We start from the raw sequence: 21,464 nt of genomic DNA, 5'->3' as shown, positions 1-21,464 counted from the left end.
AGTCGGCTTAATAAGCTATTGCTTGCATCTTTACATCATGATCAATACTTCTCGGTTTCGCCAGACGATTCTGCTAGCTATCATCATACTCAACCTCATTTCTACTTGGCTACACTACATAGACAATGCACTATTTTTGAGTCGATATCCTGGCCCCCAGTGGTTCACTTCTATTGGAGTAATTAGTACTGTGATTGTGATGACTCCAGTCGGATTGTTGGGATATTGGTTTTACACTAAAGGCATGTTTTGGTTGGCGTATTTTTTATTAGCCTTATACTCAATCACCAGTATCTCCAGTCCAGTCCACTATCTCTTCCCGATGGTTGCACCCATATCTTTAAAAATGCATAGCCTAATTTGGTTGGATGGATTTATGGGGCTGTTACTGATAGGTTTTTTACTGTGGTCTAGTCTTGTATTGAAAGAGCAACGTAGTACACCAACTGGAAACTGACATAACGTAATATATATAATTATCGCTGAAATTTCCCTCATTTTGTTAAGTATAATTGAACAAAATCTGTTACTAGCTATTTCACGATAAAATCTAACGGTTTCAATCACCGCAATACATCAAGCGTGAAAACTGATAGTATTTTTTATCGCATTTTTCAAGAATTTCCTGGCATCTTTTTTGAATTAATTGGTAATACATCCCAAATTGCAGAGGCTTATAAATTCTCCTCAATTGAAATTAAGCAAACTGCATTCCGTATAGATGGTGTTTTTATCCCAACACAAGGGGAAGAAAATCCGATTTACTTTGTTGAAGTCCAGTTTCAAACCGACACAGAAATTTATTCACGCCTATTTTCAGAAATTTATTTATACTTACGCCAAAATAAACCTAAAAATTCTTGGCGAGGAGTAGTTATCTATCCCAATCGCAGCCTAGATACAGCAGATATCAAGAATTACAGTGAATTTTTCACTAGCCAGCGTATCAGTCGCGTTTATCTTAATGAATTAGGTGAAACTGCATCATTGCCAGTTGGAATTGCTACGATGAAATTAGTGGTCGATGAAGAGGAGACAGCAATTACAGCTGCTAGACAGTTAATAGACAGAACCCAGCAATAAATCAACATTGAACCACAACGGCGGCAGTTACTAGAATTGATAGAGACAATTTTGGTTTACAAGTTTCCGACGATGAGTCGAGAGGAGATTGAAGGTATGTTTGGGTTAAGTGATTTGAAGCAGACACGAGTTTATCAAGAAGGTAGAGAGGAAGGCAAAGAGGAAGGCAGGCAAGAAGGACGCATGGAAGCGAAATTAGAAGCTATATCTCAATTATTGGCGTTAGGTTTGACAACCGAACAAATCGCGCAGGCGTTGGATTTGGAAGTTGAACAAGTTCGGCAAGCTGCAAACATGCAAAAATAGCCTCTAAGTCAAGTTACATCAACTAAAATTAACAGCATCTCTAAATATCCTTGCTATTTTCGGTTCCCACAATTTTTTTTAATTTTTGTATGATTTCGCTCTCTCCCATTCTCCAAGCTAGACTTTCCCAACCCCTCAAAATTGGCTCATTTGAGGTAAAAAGTCGGGTTCTCCAATCGCCTCTATCTGGGGTGACAGATATGGTGTTTCGTCGTCTTGTGCGTCGCTATGCACCAGATTCGATGATGTATACCGAAATGGTCAATGCTACAGGGTTGCATTATGTCAAGGAGCTACCCATAATCATGGAGGTAGACCCTAACGAACGCCCAATTAGCATTCAATTATTTGATTGCCGTCCAGATTTCCTAGCAGAAGCAGCAATAAAGGCAGTTGCAGAAGGTGCTGATACTGTTGATATTAATATGGGTTGTCCCGTAAATAAAATTACTAAAAATGGTGGTGGTTCTTCGTTATTGCGGCAACCAGAAGTAGCAGAGGCAATTGTACGGGAAGTGGTAAAAGCTGTTGATGTACCTGTGACAGTAAAAACCCGTATTGGCTGGAATGACAACGAAATTACTATTCTCGACTTTGCCAAGCGGATGGAAGATGCAGGGGCAAAAATGATCACAGTACATGGACGCACCCGCGCCCAAGGATACAATGGCAATGCCCGTTGGGAATGGATTGCGCGTGTGAAAGAAGTGCTTTCTATCCCAGTGATTGGGAATGGAGATATTTTTTCCGTTGAAGCGGCGGTGAAATGTTTAGAACAAACTGGCGCTGATGGTGTGATGTGTTCTCGTGGAACTTTGGGTTATCCGTTTTTGGTAGGAGAAATTGATCACTTCCTGAAAACTGGGGAGATGTTACCGACACCAACCCCGATTCAGCGCTTGGAATGTGCAAGAGATCATTTACAAGCCTTATGGGAATATAAAGGCGATCGCGGTGTGCGTCAAGCCCGTAAGCACATGACTTGGTATGCTAAAGGTTTCGTTGGTGCTGCCGAACTCCGAGGACAGCTAAGTTTAGTTGAAAAAGTAGATCAGGGTTTGGCAATGATTGACCAAGCAATTGAAAAATTGGCTAATGGTTATGAACTAGAAGAAGAAGCAGAAGGTAGTTTGGTGATGCTTTAAATAATTGATATTACCACTGCCTTGATGCAGTATTAATATCTGCAATGGCCGATTGATAAAGTGAGGCGATTTACTTAACAATTCAAAAGTAAAAGTCAAGCAAAAATGTTAAACTTAAATTTTTATCATTCCCCGTAATTATTGCCAGTTACCTTACCTCGAAAAACAATATACTGGTAAAGGTTGTAGAACAACATCACGGGGATGAGAAAGCCAATAAAGATAAGCATGATTACTAAGGAACTAGGATCAGCTGCTGCCTCATAGATATTGATTTTATTGGGAATAATGTAAGGGAAGACAATCAATCCTAACCCAATAAACGACAATCCAAACAGTAGAATTGTCCAGACAAAAGGTGCTCTTTCTTCTTTGCGCTTGAGACTCTGTAAAAGTTGCCAAATCAGAACGACTCCCAGCACGGGTATGATGGCAAAGATATAAACTAGAGGCTGTTGAAACAAGCGTAACCTAGCATTTTCATAAATTATTGGTGTTGTAATTGTAATTAAAATTGCGCCGATTAATGTCGTCCAAGCAGCAATTTTGGCAGTTTTATAGTGAGTTTCTTGCAATTCCCCTGTCGTTTTCCAAATAAGATAGGTGGAGCCAATCAGCACATATCCTTGAATCAATGTCAAAGCTACCAGCACCGATGGAAGGCTCAACCAATCCCAGGTTGTACCAATAAAGTGCCCCGCCTCATCAACATTAATACCCTTTAGCACAGCACCAAGGGCAAATCCTTGACCAAGTGCGGCGCTAAAACTCCCGGCACCAAAGGCGAAATTCCAAAATAATTTGCGGTTTGCTTGTTCACGAAACTCAAATGCTACACCACGAAAGATAAACCCAAATACCATTACGAAAATTGGAATGTATAAAGCATTTAAAATCGTGCCATATGCTAGTGGAAATGCGCCAAACAGACCCCCAGCCATGAGAACTAGCCAAGTTTCATTAGCATCCCAAATGTTACTTAAGCTAGTCATTAAGATGCCACGGCGTTCATCATCGGAAGAAGTAAGAGATAATATCCCTACCCCTAAGTCAAATCCATCTAGCATCACGTAGAGGAATAGAAAAAGAGCTAAAATGATAAACCATACTTGGGGGAGAAGATAGTTTAGCGTCTCCATAAAATATCCTATGCTGCTCCATATTTAATTTGCAGTCAATTAGTCAAAATCCCTATCCAAATAGACTTTATTGATTTGGAATTTTGAATTAGTCATTGTTGTGCTTCTACAGGGCGTTCATCTGGAACGAACTCTCCAGGGGTTGTATCTACTGCTGGTTTAGTGATTTCCACACCTGGTACTGGCAAGTCGAGATTTGGGCCTCTGCGAATAATGCGGCTGCCAAAGTACAAAACCGCAATAAATAAAAAGCTGTAAACTGTAGCAAAGCCAGTTAGCGAAACTAAGACATTACTAGCGGGTAGACGAGAAGCCGCATCTGCTGTGCGGATTTGCCCGTAAAGCGTCCACGGCTGTCTTCCTACACAGCGGACAATCCAGCCTGACTCTACGGCGATGTATCCTAGAGGAGCTGCGAACATCCAAGCCCGCATCAACCAACGCTGTTGAGTAATATTTTCGGCTGAGAGTTTACCGCGTAACCATTGCAGCGTACTGAATAACACTAATCCGGCTAAGAAAAAGCCAATGGCAATCATGACGCGGAAAGCGTAGTAAATCAAACCCACCATATGAGGACGATCCTCTGATTTCCACTCCTTCAAGCCGCGTACTGGTTCGGAAAGATTCTTTTTGAATTCCAGAATGTATCCCAGCGCATTCGGAACAGTGATTTCCCAGTCATTTTTTTGTGCCTTTTCGTTAGGTATAGCTACAAGACTCCAATCAGCAGGCTGTCCCGCAGGTGAAGATTCCCACTGTGCTTCCATTGCTGCAAGTTTTGTGGGTTGATAGTGATAAACTTGTTCGCCGCTCAAATGCCCAATGTATATTTGTAATGGGGCAACTGCAATAGCCGCTGCTAAAGCAATCTTCAAAGAGTACGAAAAGAAAGCTGGATGGCGTTCTTTGAGAATATACCAAGCACTAATTCCACCAATGACAAATAGTGAAGTCTCCAGTGTGGCAAAGAACATATGCATCACACTGTTGACCATAAAAGGATTTAAAATTGCCTGAAAGTAATCGTGGACAATAAATTTTCCATTAACCATTTCCCCACCCGATGGGGTTTGCATCCAGGAATTTGCTGTCAAAATCCACAGGGTTGATAGGTTCGCGCCAACGGCAACTAAAATTGTTGAAAGATAGTGAATAGTGGGATTAACGCGTTCCCAACCAAATAACATAATGCCTAAAAAAGCAGCTTCCAGCATGAATGCCCAAGAAGCTTCAAACCCAATAACGCTGCCAAAAAAGTTGCCTACTGCTTCCGAGAAAGGTGCCCAATTAGTGCCAAACTGAAATTCCATTGGGATACCCGTTGCTACACCAATCCCAAAGTTCAGGATGTAGAACTTAGACCAAAAGCGGGCATGGAGATAGTAGTCTGGATTACGAGTCTTTAACCATAGCCCCTCGATAATGACCAAATAAATCCCCATCCCTGTAGTCAAGACGGGCCAAAGTATATGGAATATCGCAGTCAGTGCAAATTGCATCCGTGATAGCACAACTGAATTGGATAAAAATTCCATGCCTGTATTCCTCTATTGAAACTCACTCTTATTTGTTTGTCTGAGTTCAAATTCAACAGCCCAAAATCTTTAGATGGAGATTCTAATGCCATCCAATTTTCTTTATTCAATATTGAATATTAATTATTGACATTTCGTGAATAATATTCTAGCGATCGCAGTTTCCAAAAACTTCATTATCATAGTCAAATGGAAAGACTAATTTCGTAGATTTTCTCTTTATTAAACTTTATTAGAGAGGAAAGCATCTCTCTATAGATAGGGAAAGTTTTCTAAATTGTGAGTGAATTAGTAATATATGTCAAAAGACAAGAGGTCAAAGTTGGCATAAAAAACATAAGGTGACACTAATGTACATCTCTCCGACTTCTCCAATAAGTTGGGGAGCTATGATTTAGGGCTGCTATGGCCGATTCATGTCAGCCTTAAAGCTGCTTTTCCTCATTTTCACAACAATCCCTAATAGGGATTTTGATGAATTGCAATTCAGGGTCAAGTAGGAAGTTATAAGTTATCTTTCCGTCTGTTTCAATCCCTAATAGGGATTTTGATGAATTGCAATTGCTGTGTAGTAAAGTGGCGTCTCTCCAGGGAAAGAGTTTCAATCCCTAATAGGGATTTTGATGAATTGCAATCTGTATACATGGCTGGTTGGTCTACCGAAGACGTGTTTCAATCCCTAATAGGGATTTTGATGAATTGCAATACATACCCTACTGGGAGGGATGACACCGTAGGATGTTTCAATCCCTAATAGGGATTTTGATGAATTGCAATCTCGTGCCTCCTCTTTGGTAAAGTAGCGCGGATCGTGCGTTTCAATCCCTAATAGGGATTTTGATGAATTGCAATCCCTCTGATGTCTTTGTTTACGTTTCTACTGCTCCGTTTCAATCCCTAATAGGGATTTTGATGAATTGCAATTTCTTCTTTTGATAATCCTCTTTCTTGCGCTTCAGTTTCAATCCCTAATAGGGATTTTGATGAATTGCAATTTGTGTATTGGCAGTGAATTTGCCTGTACTCTGTGTTTCAATCCCTAATAGGGATTTTGATGAATTGCAATTATTTGGAGCCTGATAGCCGACCGACATCTTCAAGTGTTTCAATCCCTAATAGGGATTTTGATGAATTGCAATGAAAAAAACTAACGCCTAAAAATAGTGAAAATCAGTTTCAATCCCTAATAGGGATTTTGATGAATTGCAATATGAATCAATAGATATGATTTTATGCGATTTGCCCTATGGGTTTCAATCCCTAATAGGGATTTTGATGAATTGCAATTCAAAAAGACTAATATCTTTAGAGTTCTTATATTCGTTTCAATCCCTAATAGGGATTTTGATGAATTGCAATTGTATCCAACTGCCAGCTTTTAATTAATCCGCTACTAAGTTTCAATCCCTAATAGGGATTTTGATGAATTGCAATCAAACTTCCATTTGTTTTCAATCACGAACTTGGGGTTTCAATCCCTAATAGGGATTTTGATGAATTGCAATGTGGTTGCCAGAAGCGACTAAGGCAAATTGAGCGCGTTTCAATCCCTAATAGGGATTTTGATGAATTGCAATAAAGTAAGTACCAAGGATGCATTTTGGAGTAGTGGGTTTCAATCCCTAATAGGGATTTTGATGAATTGCAATTTGGAGTTTTTATTAATGCTAGAAATTGGAAATCACTGTTTCAATCCCTAATAGGGATTTTGATGAATTGCAATAACCAATTATTGCACAGAAAGTTATGATTGCCAAGTTTCAATCCCTAATAGGGATTTTGATGAATTGCAATCGCTGGTGTCTGAAAGTGCTGCTGTATTTGGTTTTCAAGGTGCAGTTGCGCGAACCACTGAATCATAACATAGGGAATAGTCATAGCACCAGATGCAAATCGCTGAAAACCAGTCCCTATAAGGTGCGCGGATGGTTTAAAAGTACAATTGCTCTGAAAGTCTTGTATAGATGGAGCGTCCAGCCTTTTTTTGCCCCTTCTCATTTTGTACACCTACCCATCCGCGCATTTGGTAAGAAAATTAGTCTGATTCTTGAGAACTAGCTCTATTAAAATAAGCGATCGCTTAATACTTGCACACCTTAATTTACCAAATCAGGGAATACCTCTTGTACGGCAGGATGCACTAAGTGATGATTCTGCACATTCACACCCTTAGCTAATGCTGGGTTAACTTCCAGTGCCTTAATTCCCAAATTCGCTAATTGGATGACATAAGGTAATGTACTGTTGTTAAGTGCCTGGGTTGCTGTCCAAGGTACTGCTCCTGGCATGTTAGGAACGCCATAATGTACCACACCCTCTTCAATGTATACTGGATTAGTGTGGGATGTGGGGTGTAAAGTTTCTATACAACCGCCTTGGTCAACAGCAACATCAACTATTACAGAACCAGGACGCATTTGTTTAACCAATTCGCGGGATACTAGTATTGGTGCTCTACGTCCTAACACTAACACTGCACCGATCAGCAAATCGGCTTCAATGACTGCGGCTTCAATATGAGCAGAGTTGCTGTAAAGCAATTCAACTCTAGAGCCAAAGAGGGTTTCTAAGTAAGATAAGCGCTCGACACTCACATCTAGAATCTGGACGCTAGCACCTACGCCCACGGCAATTTTAGCTGCTTCTGTGCCAACAACGCCGCCACCTAAAATTACTACTTTGCCCGGTTTGACTCCAGGTACACCGCCCAAAAGGACTCCTCTACCACCTTGTTGACGCTCTAAAAATCTGGTCCCAAATTGTACTGCTAGCCGACCAGCAATCACGCTCATGGGGGTGAGCAAGGGTAGTCTGTTAGCACCAGGTTGTTCTACAGTTTCGTAAGCGATCGCACAAGTGCCACAATCAATTAAATGCTCTGTCAATTTGCGATCGGCTGCTAAATGTAAATAAGTAAATAATATCTGCCCTTTCTGCAAAAATTTATACTCAGATGTTAGTGGCTCTTTGACTTTAACAACCAATTCTCGATTCCAAGCCGTTTCTGATGTGGGGACAATTTCGGCTCCAGCACTTCTGTAGTCGTCATCTGAGAATCCAGCACCATTACCCGCTTGCGTCTCAACAAAGATGCTATGACCATTTTCTCGCAGCACCCGCACACTAGAAGGACTTAACCCTACCCGAAACTCTTGATCCTTATTTTCCTTGGGAACGCCGATTTCCATATATCGCCTCTGATAATTTTTTTGTTTAACTGTAGCCTGCCAATCTCAAGCTTGCTACTTCTGTCTTGTTACTTCAGTATTAGAGATAGCTGTATTAGAGATAGCTAATCTCTGTTCTAAGTTTCTCAATTCAATCTGAGTAGCCCAAACTCTTGCCCTTGACTATTGCCCCAGTATTTATACAATATATAAAGAATAGTAACAATTTATTAAAAGAGTGATTGTATAGCTCCCGACTAGGAAGCTTTTGCTGAATTTCTCAAGTCATCTTGGTATTCAAGCACTGTAATCAGCTTTTAAGCTACCAATTGTAGGGTAAAAGTTAAGGGGAGAAAACGAATCTATTCCTTTAACCTTTACCGCTTATTACCACTTTCCCCGACTTCTGCTGCGAAGTCTGATATCAAGTCCCGTTTGCCGAAAAAGGTTTCTTAAAAATGACACAAACACAACCAACGATTACACCTAAACTAGAGGAGCCTAAGTTTGGCTTTAACGAATATGCTGAACGCTTGAATGGTCGAGCAGCAATGATTGGCTTCGCTTTGATGCTAGTGATTGAATATGTCACTAATCAAGGGGTGCTATCATGGCTGGGTCTGAAGTAGTGCGACTAACCAGCACAAGGTAGAAGTTGTAAGCTAGTAGTTAAAAGAGTTTCAACCAGCTGGAACCACCAGTTGGTTTTGACTTTAACAATTAATAGCGAAGTCCTTCGCCCTAGATACTTTAACTAGACTTATTCATAGATAATTGCCCTAGAATGTAAGCAAGAGAGGAATCGAAATATTTATTAGTGATTGAAATATCATAGACTTGACTTGCAACTAGTATATGCAAGGCGATTAATGAGTAAACTTCCTCCCCTACTAAAAAAATCATAATTAGTGTCTGCCTTGGATGAGAAAGGCAAATTACGGGTGAGGTATTCTTGGTAAATATACACAAAAGGTGAACTGGAACCAACCAAGCTGTGATGAATGCTGTATTACCTCGTTTTTTGAAGTCAACCTACCGAAAAGAGCCACTAATCAGTGTATTTATGACGATGGGCGTTATAGATGCCCTGATTGGTGGATTTAATGATAGCTGGTCGTTGTTTGCTTTTGGTTTGGGAACGGCAGGAATAGCGCTCGGCTTTAAGTTGTGGCGTATCCAGCAGCGTCGTCCTCTCCCAGAGGAGCCTGTAGTGCAACATTATTTGCCCACTCGTTCTTCTAGTGCGCCTTTACCAATGTTAAGCGTTTCTAAGAAAAAACCACCTCTTTAGGAAGTGCAGAGTTATTACTTAATAACTCTGCAAAATGTATTGGGGTAACCGTATCTATAAAAAGTGAGGAAAAAGTGTGAGGAGTGAGGGAAGAGGTGGGCCTAATTTTCTGCGGCCGGATATTATTCTGGCATTTATGGCAGCTGTTGCCCTCCCAGTGACTACATGGGAAGGGTTTTACATTCATCAAGCTCATGCTGCCATCGAAGTAACGCCAAACTCCCAAACTACCAGTAGCTTTGGTAATGCCCAACTACTTTACACACTCAGAGGACATAACGGAACTGTTAAATCTCTCGCTTTCAGTCCAGATAGCAGAATTCTGGTGAGTGGAGGTGCAGAAAACGAAGGTATAATTCGCCTCTGGAATCCAGCAAATGGCAAAAAGTTGGCAGATATTAACAAAGCACACAAAACAGCCGTAGAATCTTTAGTGATTTCGCCAGATGGGCAAACCCTCGTTAGCTGTAGTAATGACAATACGATTAACCTCTGGAGTCTGAAGAATTTTAAATTTAGCCGCTCTTTTGTAGGACATACCAGTAACGTATTATCTTTAGCAGTATCTCCTGATAGTAAAGTTCTCATCAGTGGAGCTTTGGATGGGATTCGGATATGGGATTTGCTACAGCAACGCCCTCTAGGGACTCTAGTACGCTTTGATAATTTGATTTATACCCTAGCCATTAGTCCTGATGGACAGACATTGGCTAGTGGTGACAATAAGGGTGTAATCAAGCTGTGGAATTTGAGTACTGGTAAATTAATCAGTGAATTGGCAGCTCATTCTAATGGTGTTAGCGCTGTTATCTTTACACCAGATGGACAATTAGTTAGTGCTAGCCGCGATCGCACAGTCAAACTGTGGAATATTAATACTGGAGAATTAGTCCGCACCCTTACAGGACATAATAACTGGGTGAATGCGATCGCCATTAACCCCGATGGACAAACCCTTGCTAGTGCCGGCAGAGATGGGATTAAGGTGTGGGATTTAGCTACAGGTGAGTTAATAAATACACTAAGTGGGCATACAGATTGGGTGAGTGCGATCGCTTTTAGTCCCAATGGTAAAATTCTTGCCAGTGGCGGATTTGATCAACAAATCAAGATTTGGGGAACTCCACCAAAACGTAATTAACAGTGATTGCACAAAGTAATCATGAACTAGTGAACTATATCCCCGAATTCTTAAAGAAGTCGGGGATATAGATTTTCATACTCCTTCTGAGGCTTAGGGACTTGCGACTAACACCATTGGAAGACGCGAAGTCAGTCACTCATAGGGGTTTCCCCAATCGTGCTAGCTCACCCCGCGGATTCTCCGTTGTACTGGCTACCGTCCAGGTTTATACCCTAATGGTGATTTTTAGACAAAAGAGTTATCAGAATTTACCATGTTTGCTAAATTTTGGTCTTGCATTTTTAGAGTTTTTATAGTACAAAATCAACCAAAGCTCAGATTACATTTTGCCAGAACTACACAAAATTAATGATAGTAGCAACCAAGAGCGATCCCCAAATGTTGAATAACTGTGAATACTTGATGAAAATACAGCCAAGCTAATATCTTATCCAGCAAATTACTGTAAGTATAAACATAGGTAATTTAAAATCATCTATGCAGCTACTTGCCCTCTAGAATGGAACAATTTCTGAACTTAGACAATCTTAGAAATGGTCATCGTCAGTAAATGCACTCAGGTAAATATCACTATCTTGGCTGAAGCAAAGGTTTGTAGCGCTTAAGCGTTAGTTCCAACGTAGAACAACTTGCTACTTAAATAATGTTTAATTTTCCCGAACTGCTTTTGATCCCCATTTCGATAGAATGACTAGGCAGAACCCTAAAACTCAAAACCGCTTTTGACTGCGACGCCCATGAATCAATTGAACAATGGTTTTACGCTATTTTTAAGTCTGCTAGTCGAGGCGATGCCTTTTTTGCTTCTTGGGGTTTTATTCTCCAGTTTGCTGCTATTTTTTGTTGATGAGCGCAAATTAGTAGAAAGAATGCCCAAAAATCCGCTGTTAGGTGCTTTAGTTGGCAGCATGATCGGCTTTTTATTTCCGGTGTGTGAGTGCGGGAATGTACCGGTAGCGCGGCGGTTCCTAATTCAGGGAGTACCCACACCAGTCGCAATTGGTTTTTTGCTAGCAGCACCAACAATTAACCCAGTTGTAATTTGGGCAACTTGGACAGCATTTCGAGATCAGCCAGAAATAGTAGTCTTACGAGTCGTATTTTCTCTAGCAATAGCCACAATTATCGGGTTTGTTTTCAGTTTTCAAAAGGACTTAAATCCCATAGTCCAACCCGCGATCGCTCGTTATTTGAAGTATAATCCACCCGCACAACCTGAAACCAAACGCCGTGGTAAGCGTTACCAAGTACAAGAGGAAGCAACAGTACCGAATCTCTTGCAATCGGGGACTTATATCTTAGGAGGAAAAGCAGGTATACCTGTGCGGATAGATCCTAATGTGGTACCGCCTACCATAATTTCTACTGCCAGTAAACCGCTTGCAGATAAACTGCGCTTAGTAGTGGATAATAGCATCCAAGAATTGCGGGAATTGGGCGGAGTAATGATTTTAGGAAGTGCGATCGCTGCTGCTATTCAAGTCCTAGCTCCCCGCGAATTAATTCTCAGTTTGGGGGCTGGCCCCATTAGCTCAATTGTGGTCATGCTGATATTAGCAGTAGTGGTGTCAATTTGTTCTACAGTCGATTCTTTCTTCGCCTTATCTTTTGCCTCAACCTTTAGCAGCGGTTCATTGTTGGCATTTCTGGTGTTTGGGCCAATGATTGACATCAAAAGTGTTGGTTTGATGTTATCTATTTTTAAACCCAAAACTATCTTTTACTTATTTGCTTTAGCAGCACAACTGACATTTTTGTTCACTCTTTTCCTGAACTTGCACGTCTTTTAAAAAAATATTTGTCATTTGTCATTTCTCCTTTCTTATGACTAATGACCAATAACTAATGACTAATGACTAATGAGAAATGGCTAACAAAAATCCCAAATCTAAAATTCCAAATCAGTTACTCCCTTGGCTGGATGCTTTAGCAATTACAGCTTGGGGCGTTTTGATGTTGAGATATTGGTTAACTAACAAGCTGAACCTGTTGATTCACCCAAATTACTTTTGGTTAGTGATTGTGGCTGGTATCAGTTTCATCATTATTGGTTTCTTCAAGATGCAGGAACTTTGGCAAAGGCGTCGCCGTAATGTTACGCCAAACACCCAGCATATTAGTTTATTTCCCCCTGGTTGGGGCAGTGCTTTGTTGTTGACTACGGCAATTCTGGGTTTTATCATTACACCGCAAGTTTTTGCTAGTGACAAAGCACTCCAAAGGGGTGTGACATCTGATTTATTGGGAAGCACACGTGTTAAACCCCAAGCTTTTCGGGTTACTGTTCGTCCAGAAGAGCGATCGCTTGTAGACTGGGTACGCACCGTCAATGTCTATCCAGAGCCAGATGCATATACAGGGCAAAAAGTCAAGGTGCAGGGATTTGTGATCCACCCGCCGGATATAGGAAAAGAATATTTGTTTTTAGCACGATTTGTCTTAACTTGCTGTGCAGCAGATGCTTACCCTGTGGGATTGCCCGTTAAACTACAAAATAATCAAGAGCGTTACTCCCCTGATACCTGGCTGGAAGTTGAAGGACAAATGGTGACAGAAAATTTGGCAGGTAAACGCCAACTTACCATTGCCGCTACCTCTTTCAAAAAAATTCCTCAACCACAGAATCCTTATAGTTATTAGTCATTAGTCATTTGTTGATGACCAATGCCTAATGCCCAATTCCCAATGCCCAACGTTTAACGACAAATGACTAAATCTAAAGCATTTATCCAACCACTGGATCGCATAGCGATCGCACTGATGCTACTGCTGAGTGTGCTGATTGGGTTACTTGTATTGCAAGGTGATGTAATAACTGCTCGTGTCCGGGAATTTACTTGGCAAAATCAACAAATTGGGGCAGAAGATAACTCCTTCACCCTCACCTTCAGTCGCCCAATGGAAGTAAAAAGTGTAGAGGAGAACTTGAAAATCGAGCCACCTCTAGCAGGTAAATTCAGTTGGGCAGGGCGGCGGATGGTTTATACACTGGTGACACCGGCACCCTATGGCACGAATTATAAAGTGCAGTTGCAGGGAGCCAAAGATCAGTTTGCGGAGCAAGAAGGCAAAAATCGAGTAATACAGCCCTTTACAGGTAGCTTCCGCACACGCGATCGCGTCATTCTTTACATAGGAACCGATCAAGAAGAACAGGGACGATTAGTTCTTTACAACTTAACCGAAGAACAAAAAAGGCTACTTACCCCCAAAGACCTGATAGTAATGGACTTTGAGTCGTTTCCTGATGGGGAGAAAATTTTATTTTCTGCTCGTACCACCAATAACCAAGACTTACTATCAGCCCAACTTTACACAGTGACAACAGGCGTTTCTGGTAAATCTGGACAAGAAGTAGAACCAGCAGGTAGAGTTGACCTGATTTTAGATAGCAAAGATTATCAAAACCTGAAATTTGACTTATCACCTGATGGGCAAACTATTGTGATCCAGCGGGGAAACAAAACTAATCCCGGCGACTTTGGACTATGGTTTATGCCAGCAACCAGCGACGCTTCAGCAGAAAAACCCACCCCTAAACGTTTGGAAAGCCAACCTGGGGGAGACTTTATGATCACCCCAGATAGTAAAGCCGTAGCAGTTGCCCAAGGACAGGGAGCGGCTATCCTACCACTGCAAGGTGATGCCAGTAAACCCCTAGATTTTCTACCGCAGTTTGGTTTGGTACAGGCTTTCTCCAAAGATGGCTCTCAAGCGGCGATGGTAAAGTTTAATACAGATTACACACGAGATTTGTTTTTGGTGACAAACCAAGGTGTGCAGAAACAACTATTAAAAACAACAGGCTCAATTCTCAGCTGCCAATTTGATATTGCCTCACCTACCATCTACTGCTTGCTGACACAGCTAGTATCCAAGGAACAATACATAGAACAGCCTTATGTGGTGGCAATCGATCTGAAAACCGGGCAACAGAAGCCACTGCTAGTACTGCCTCCCGCTCAACGGAATGTGCAAATGAGTTTATCTGCCGATGGTTTAGGCTTGTTATTTGACCAAGTAGTACCGCAAACAAATACGACAGCATCATTACCCCCAAACACTTTGAAAACTGATGATGGAGATGCGATCGCAACCAGTAGTCTGTGGTTAATGCCTTTGTTGCCCATCGCCGATGCTGCGACTGTTGAAATTAGACCAGAACAACTCCCCTTAGCCGGATTTCGTCCGCGGTGGCTACCTTGAGATAATAATTCGTAATTCGTAATTGTGAGTAGCAAGCCTCTCACTGGTTTTGAGAACATCCCAAATGTGCAAGTTTAATTTACATATGGGATTGCGACTTACCACAGAGGATAAAAACGAACCACAAATGTAATTACGAATTACGAATTACGTTAGCGTAGCGGTAGCGAGTCCTCGATCGTCATTACGAATTAGTAATTATTTGTTGATAGTTTATCCAAGCTTCCCAAAAAATATAGATTGATAGTATTCCTAAGAAGATACGAAGCACTAAGCTTACAGTAGAATCTGGTAGTTTTGGTAATGTGCGAGTACTCATTTGAACACCTAAAAGACCGCCACATCCCAAAACTATACCTTGAGCAAATAGAATATTTCCCTCTAATGTGTGTCCTGTACAGGCAGCTAAAGCAGTGATGACAATCACGCCCAAACTAGTCTGAATTGCTACTTTAATTTCTTCTCCCAGTAGTAACATTTGCAGTGGCACCATAATCGTACCGCCACCTAAGCCAAACAAACCTGCTAAAATTCCGGCTGCTCCCCCTGTGCCAATTTTAGAAACTAGTGGGTTAAAGACTAGGGCTGTATTCTCTATTTCCTTGAAAGCCAATTGCTTGCGAAGCTCAATCAAATAGATATTAGCAAGTAGTATGATACCAAATGTAAAGAGTATTATATAGGATGGAATTTTATTAGCAAAATAGACACCTATTCCAGTAGTTAGGAAAGCTGGAATTCCTAAATAAGTTACTCGTTTAAAGTCAAAGTAACCCATCCACCAATTTTGCAAACTTCCAGAAATTGAAGTAATCACAATAGCAAGGCTACTAGTAGCGATCGCCTGAATGGGAGTATAACCTAGTGTGACTAAAAGAGGAATTGTGATAATACCGCCACCTATTCCTAAAAGTCCAGCTATGACTCCAGATATTAGGCCTCCAGTTACTAAAATCAACCAACTAAAATCAATCATAAATAGAATAGGTCTTTTTCTAGAGAACTGATTTGCTGTGATTAACCTTGTACTGTCACTGGATGACTAACAACGCCTCCATAGAGTAATCCAGAATCATTCCACGGAACTGTACTCGGTTGTGTATTACCTAAATTGTCAGTAGCAATAGCTTGGAGAAAATATTTCCCAGGAAGTGGGTTCCACTCAATGTCCCACCGTACCCATGCAAATGGAAAGTTTGGTTCTCTCAATCGTGCAAGTTGCCAAGTTTTACCACCATCCAGGCTAACTTGTACACGGACAATCTTTCCTTTCCCAGACCAAGAACGTCCACGTAGTAAGTGAGTTCTAGCAGAAAGCGTAGCTGGCCAAGCCAACTCAAAGGCGCTCTTAACATTTTGGTAGGTAATCAGCTTACCTTTATACGGGGCGATCGCTGGGTAGTCTGCACCAACCAATACCATCTGTTCCGTTACCCACTGGGTATATATCGGTGTTTCAGAAACCTCAATCCGCTCAATCCATTTAACGTTGGCGTTTCCTCCCCAACCAGGAAATAAGGCACGGCATGGCTGACCGTGATCTGGAGGTAATGGTTCTCCATTCATTGCATAGACGAGAAGCGAGTTATCTGCTAATGCCTTGCTAATCGGAACTACATTATTGAACTTGGATTTATTCGTCCCCTTTGAGTCCAGCGAATCCACATCTGCGCCCTCAACGAGTACGTCTTTTGCTGTGGATTTCAGTCCAGCCCGCTCTAATAATATGCCAAGTGGTACACCAGTCCACTCAGCCACACCAATAGCCCCAAGCCTCCATCGTGCGCCAGAGAGTGGTGTGTTGTAAGCCTCTTCAAAGAAGCGCCGACCATTAGCAGCACACTCAATAGCACAAGTGACTGAGATGGAGGGCATAGCGATGATTTCATCATAGGTAAACTCGCAGGGGGCAGAAACGCCAGTTCCATGAATTTGCAAACGCCATGTAGAGGGGTCAAACTGAGGAGGTGTACTGCGGTTATGAACATAGAACCAATCATTTGGTACTAAATAACCACGCCCATACATCGCTTCCCAGTTCATCTCTAATGTGCCTCTGCTATGAGAGATATACCCTGGTGGCAATGGCTTAAGTATTTTGCTGCCCTTGGTTTTAACAGCTGCCTGACTGTGTGCAGGTGCAGGTTTAGCTAACCCTCCAATGGCTGTTGCACCAACCATAGTGGTTAGTATCTTTAGAAAGCGCTGGCGTGGAATACCTGCATCTGTACTTTTTTGCCAGATGTACTGATCAACCCGTGCTTGTAGATAATCCTCCTGGTCAAAGAGGTTTTCATCGCTCAAGCTATTACCCCCTATGATTTGTAATTTTCGGTAGGGGCACGGCATTGCCGTGCCCCTACTTTCATATATCTTTTGGCGAGAAAAAGAGATGAGACTAACTGTTTATTGCTGTCCAAACACCAGTTATTTCATCTTGTGTGTAGCTGGGCAAATAGTGAGCTAATCCGTTTTTAGCTATTTGAGCGATCGCATCTATAAAGCGATCGCAATCTTCAAATGTATTATATACAGCAAAGCTAGCTCGGATAATACTAGGAATGTTACGCGTAATTCCTCTGTCTACTTCCTGAGCAATCTCGTAGTCTTGCTCATCCGAAACATTCTTGAGTTTGCGAATATATTCATAAGTGCAAAAAGCCCCAGCCCGAACCCCAATGCCGTATTCTTGTGCCAGAATCTCTGCCACTAAGCGTCCATCAAACCCATCAATATCAAAGGGAATAACATGGGCTAAATCATCTCCTGGGATATGTAATTTAACTCCAGGAACCAGCCGAAGCCGTGTATATGTGAATTCAACTAGAGAGTGTTCATACTGAGCAATGCGATCGCGTCCTAGGGCTTCGATAATTTCAATCGCCTTGGCAATAGCGATCGCACCCATAGCGTTTGGTGTTCCAGGGTCATGGGCCCGTTCTGTATAAAAACGCTTGATCTCTAGGTTTCTAGTGATATAAGGCAGATTTCCACCGCCGATTTGATAAGGGTAAGAACTATCAAAAAATTCCTTTGGCCCCAGCAGAACCCCAGTTCCGTAGGGTGCATACATCTTGTGTCCAGAGAAAGCCACAAAATCTAAATGACATGGGTCATCATCTGCACGCATATCGACTCGTTCATGCTGAATTAACTGACACACATCGGCAAATATTTTAGCACCATACCGATGTGCTAAAGCTGCAATTTCGTAAATCGGAGGTCTGTAACCTGTAATTGTCGAAGCACCTGTAATAGTTACTAACTTAATTTGTTCGGCTTCGGGGAGATTTTGGTGTGCCTTGAAGATATCTTCAATTTCTGTAACACTTACACTTCCATCCTGCTGGGTTCTGTACTGCACAACTTCGTCTCTAGTAACCCAAGGCAGCAGGTTGGATGAATGCTCAATATCAGAAACTAAGATTTTTCCAGGTTTTTTTGCCCAAAGTGTAGCAGCTCCATTAATTGCTTCTGTTGTATTCTTCGCAAAGATTACATAGTTGTCTAAAGATGATCCCACAAAGTCCCGAATGATGTTCCGGCTAGCGTCATATTCTCGTGTAGTGATGATGGACTTTTGCCCAGAACCTCGATGCACACTACCATATGTGTCAAGCATTTCGTCCACATGCTGCTTGAGGTTTGCAAAGGGAGTGGTTGTAGCTCCATTATCCAAGTTGACGTACTTGACATATTTTCCGTTAAGAGTTCTCACCCTGAAAGATAGAGACTCATCTGTAAATAACGGTCTGATTTCTTTGTCCCAAAAATTGTCAAAATTTTCTGCTACCAGCGGTAATTGGACAGCTTCCTGCTTTATGTTTGCACCCATTGCAAGTACGTCGGTCATCTTTAGCACCCCTATTTTAAACTTTGAATTTTTGGACAAGGCTAACTGCTACACCGCTTTATCTAACACAATAATCACATTAAACCGTAGTAACTATAGTTTTTATAATTACTTTGCTACTAGTAGAAAACTCGGTTATTCCAACTATTCTTTAATAAATTAATTAAAAATGGTATCAGAATTAATACTTAATTAAAATTCATGTATAGTAATTTTATATACATTGTAAAAAATATTAGCAAGTAGTCAAGTATACTTTAAAGAATTTTCTTGTAGTCATTAAACAAACTTGATGCATTGAATGTAGGTTGTTATAAAAAGCTTCTCGCTAACTAAGCCTACAATTCCTTGCTAGGACTGTATTTACCGAGAAAATAGCCCATATTAAGTTGAGATTACTCTTTAAAAAAGTTTTATGATTGCACTTAGAAGATTTAATACGTTAAATTAATAAGTCCATACGTTTTTACACGCAATTGTCATTGTTTCCTAACATTGCAGTTCTTAGTTGTTTGCCGGCATTAAATAGCGATCGCTAAAATGACAGATTTATCATCAAATAGTAGATACTTGTACTGACATCAGCCCTAAGTAATAAATGAGGCTGTATAAAAATGTATTGAATAATACATTTTTATTTAGGCCTTAGGACAGATGCGTCTATAAATAAAAAAGTATATTGTGAGGCAGTTTTTTCATATACAAAAACTTCATCAGCCAATACAGTTTAGTTTTTAAGTATCAAGTTTCTCTTTTCTCCCGCCTATCACCAGAGGCGGTTCGAGTTCCCCTTCCGCCTCGTCTTGACGGGGAAGAGCATCATAGTGTTATAACGGCATCAGTCTAGATACAAAATGGGTAACACCAATTGATGATTAATTGCTGGTGCTTAGAGAGAGTTAAACTTAGCTTCTAGAGCAAACCCTGATTAGACAGAGTTCATAAGCAATGCTAATGCCAGCACTGCTGAATATTTTTAAGCAGGTGGGTCAAGAGTGATGAATGAAGCTGACACCTCAAACAAGGGGGCTGTGATAGAATCCCTAAATTCTGCTAATTCGCCACAATTAGATCAGGCGAGTTGTCCCTTTTACTCAGTTGTGCCTAATGACAATATGGCAGTGAAAAAACTGCCACTCCTCATGCCAGCTGAAGACACACAATTTTCAAAAGATACCACCCAGCAGGACTGGGTTGCAGAGCCTGAAAGCGGCAAGCAAGCACTTATTGACTCAGAATTTCAGAACCTGCTGGCATTGAACGAAGAATTGCGTGCGGCTAACAATAACTTGTATGAGCAAGTGGAGCAGCTAAAAGACAACCTAGCTGAGTCTGAAAAGGTTTTGCAGTGGCAGAAAACGCGTTCCAGCGTTACTGAGTCGATGCTCAACCAACATGCTCAAGAACTGGCTGCGGCTCAAGAACAGATAAAATCCCTATTTCAACAATTAGAAACTGCTGTACAAACTGTTCAACGCCAGGAAATTTTCACTGAAACTTATAAAGTACAGCTACAAATTAGCCAACAACGTCTAGCCCAGTTAGAGCGAGAATGTACGTTGTTACACACTAACAACAGCGAACAGTCCCAGCAGCTATTGCAATCAGAAACTGTTTGTCGGGAGTTACGTACTAGACTGATGCGACAACAACGCCAGACGCTGCAATTTAAAGCAGCTCTAGAAAAATGTTTGGATACATCGGTTCCTAGCTATGATTCCCTAGACGATACTGCAAAACATCCTAAAGACATAACTAGTGGACAAGGAAGATTTTCTAGAAAAGCTCGGTCTTTATTTCCTAACGCCCAGCCAATTCAACCTTGGTCAGCAGAACCAGAATCCTTGGATAATCTAGATAATTCTTGGGGCGAACCGTCAGCACCAATCCCATTCCAAAGAAATGAACCGACTCCGACACCATCATCTTCTTGGAACTGGTCAGTTAAGCAAAATACCCCAACACCACCAGAACCCAGCCCATCTCCAAAAGTTGATGATTCCCCAGATACACCAGAAGCTGTTTCAACTTCTGGGTCATCAAATTTAGATCAGCAATTAGATAGTCTAATCCAAATGTTCTTTACCTCTGAGTCAACATCTGTATCACCACCACCCGCGGCGAAAATGGATGTGGATAGTAATCAGGGTGATGCGCCTATCTGGGAGACTTTAGCAACAATCCTAGAAGACGATGAGGAATTAGAAAATCCACAGGAGGAGCAGTTGGAAGCAGAAATTAATCCCTCTGTAACTATCTCCACTTCTTGGACGACAGATTCTGTGGTTTCATCAACCAATGACTTACCAGTTTCCTCTACTTCACCTCATACTGAGATGCCTGTTGAACAAACTGAAGACTACTGGTCAGAAGTTTCCCAATTGTCACAGTTAGAATTGTCAGCTACTGATTTCTCCCCAGAGTCATTGGGTGACAACACCAATGATACAAGTTCACCTTCACCTGTGGTTTATCCCCAGCGCCCACCCAAGGGGCGTAAATCATTGGCATCTGTGGAACTGCCGAATTTTCGCCCCAAGAGTCAATAGTTAGCTGTCATTAGTCATTTGTCAAATACCAATGACCAATGAC

General features: G+C 41.4%; 15 protein-coding genes, 1 pseudogene and 1 CRISPR repeat array. Of the genes and pseudogenes, 10 read left to right on the top strand and 6 right to left on the bottom strand.

The window, feature by feature from the left end; genetic code table 11:
* Positions 1-37 precede the first annotated feature (37 nt).
* From H6G92_RS09185 to dusB, 3 genes and pseudogenes are all read left to right on the top strand, one after another.
* Complete coding sequence (locus tag H6G92_RS09185) at positions 38-457, top strand: hypothetical protein (protein WP_190892986.1); 420 nt, start codon at positions 38-40, stop codon at positions 455-457.
* 125 nt (positions 458-582) lie between these two features.
* Positions 583-1,389: pseudogene (locus H6G92_RS09180) on the top strand (Rpn family recombination-promoting nuclease/putative transposase).
* 89 nt (positions 1,390-1,478) lie between these two features.
* The gene (dusB, locus tag H6G92_RS09175) at positions 1,479-2,534 is read left to right on the top strand and encodes a tRNA dihydrouridine synthase DusB (RefSeq protein ID WP_190892983.1); all 1,056 of its coding nucleotides are present in this window, start codon (positions 1,479-1,481) and stop codon (positions 2,532-2,534) included.
* 125 nt (positions 2,535-2,659) lie between these two features.
* Here dusB and cydB read toward each other — a convergent pair whose 3' ends face one another.
* From cydB to ald, 3 genes are all read right to left on the bottom strand, one after another.
* Positions 2,660-3,673 (bottom strand): cytochrome d ubiquinol oxidase subunit II, encoded by a 1,014-nt coding sequence (gene cydB / locus H6G92_RS09170; protein ID WP_190892981.1) that lies wholly within the window; start codon positions 3,671-3,673, stop codon positions 2,660-2,662.
* 92 nt (positions 3,674-3,765) lie between these two features.
* Positions 3,766-5,211 (bottom strand): cytochrome ubiquinol oxidase subunit I, encoded by a 1,446-nt coding sequence (locus H6G92_RS09165; RefSeq protein WP_190892980.1) that lies wholly within the window; start codon positions 5,209-5,211, stop codon positions 3,766-3,768.
* 449 nt (positions 5,212-5,660) lie between these two features.
* Positions 5,661-7,005: a CRISPR direct-repeat array (repeat unit 37 nt; unit sequence GTTTCAATCCCTAATAGGGATTTTGATGAATTGCAAT).
* 302 nt (positions 7,006-7,307) lie between these two features.
* Complete coding sequence (ald, locus tag H6G92_RS09160; RefSeq protein ID WP_190892979.1) at positions 7,308-8,399, bottom strand: alanine dehydrogenase; 1,092 nt, start codon at positions 8,397-8,399, stop codon at positions 7,308-7,310.
* Between the two features lie 437 nt (positions 8,400-8,836).
* Here ald and H6G92_RS09155 point away from each other — a divergent pair, with 437 nt between their 5' ends.
* From H6G92_RS09155 to H6G92_RS09130, 6 genes are all read left to right on the top strand, one after another.
* On the top strand, positions 8,837-9,007 hold the full coding sequence (locus tag H6G92_RS09155) for a chlorophyll a/b-binding protein (protein ID WP_012410338.1): 171 nt from the start codon (positions 8,837-8,839) through the stop codon (positions 9,005-9,007).
* Positions 9,008-9,375: 368 nt separating this feature from the next.
* A complete protein-coding gene (locus tag H6G92_RS09150; protein WP_190893045.1) occupies positions 9,376-9,669 on the top strand; it encodes a hypothetical protein in 294 nt (97 codons plus the stop codon).
* 136 nt (positions 9,670-9,805) lie between these two features.
* Positions 9,806-10,810 (top strand): WD40 repeat domain-containing protein, encoded by a 1,005-nt coding sequence (locus tag H6G92_RS09145; protein ID WP_190893043.1) that lies wholly within the window; start codon positions 9,806-9,808, stop codon positions 10,808-10,810.
* Between the two features lie 740 nt (positions 10,811-11,550).
* Positions 11,551-12,603 (top strand): permease, encoded by a 1,053-nt coding sequence (locus H6G92_RS09140; protein ID WP_190892978.1) that lies wholly within the window; start codon positions 11,551-11,553, stop codon positions 12,601-12,603.
* Between the two features lie 76 nt (positions 12,604-12,679).
* Positions 12,680-13,453, top strand: coding sequence for a TIGR03943 family putative permease subunit (locus H6G92_RS09135; RefSeq protein ID WP_190892977.1), 774 nt, complete (start codon positions 12,680-12,682; stop codon positions 13,451-13,453).
* Between the two features lie 66 nt (positions 13,454-13,519).
* Complete coding sequence (locus tag H6G92_RS09130; RefSeq protein ID WP_190892976.1) at positions 13,520-15,019, top strand: Ig-like domain-containing protein; 1,500 nt, start codon at positions 13,520-13,522, stop codon at positions 15,017-15,019.
* Positions 15,020-15,203: 184 nt separating this feature from the next.
* Here H6G92_RS09130 and H6G92_RS09125 read toward each other — a convergent pair whose 3' ends face one another.
* From H6G92_RS09125 to H6G92_RS09115, 3 genes are read right to left on the bottom strand one after another with little or no spacing between them, the layout of a single operon-like run.
* A complete protein-coding gene (locus H6G92_RS09125; protein WP_190892975.1) occupies positions 15,204-15,995 on the bottom strand; it encodes a sulfite exporter TauE/SafE family protein in 792 nt (263 codons plus the stop codon).
* A gap of 41 nt (positions 15,996-16,036) precedes the next feature.
* The gene (locus H6G92_RS09120; RefSeq protein WP_242059072.1) at positions 16,037-17,368 is read right to left on the bottom strand and encodes a sulfite oxidase; all 1,332 of its coding nucleotides are present in this window, start codon (positions 17,366-17,368) and stop codon (positions 16,037-16,039) included.
* A 49-nt stretch (positions 17,369-17,417) separates the two neighbouring features.
* Complete coding sequence (locus H6G92_RS09115) at positions 17,418-18,872, bottom strand: aminotransferase class V-fold PLP-dependent enzyme (RefSeq protein ID WP_190892971.1); 1,455 nt, start codon at positions 18,870-18,872, stop codon at positions 17,418-17,420.
* Between the two features lie 998 nt (positions 18,873-19,870).
* On the opposite strand from H6G92_RS09115, the gene H6G92_RS09110 reads away from it, so the two are divergent.
* Entirely contained in the window at positions 19,871-21,421 is a 1,551-nt protein-coding gene (locus tag H6G92_RS09110) for a hypothetical protein (protein ID WP_190892969.1), read from the top strand.
* Positions 21,422-21,464: the final 43 nt, after the last annotated feature.

The organism is Nostoc foliaceum FACHB-393, assembly GCF_014698505.1.
Taxonomy (GTDB): Bacteria; Cyanobacteriota; Cyanobacteriia; order Cyanobacteriales; family Nostocaceae; genus Nostoc; species Nostoc foliaceum_A.
This window is presented reverse-complemented; position numbering and strand designations above follow the sequence as displayed.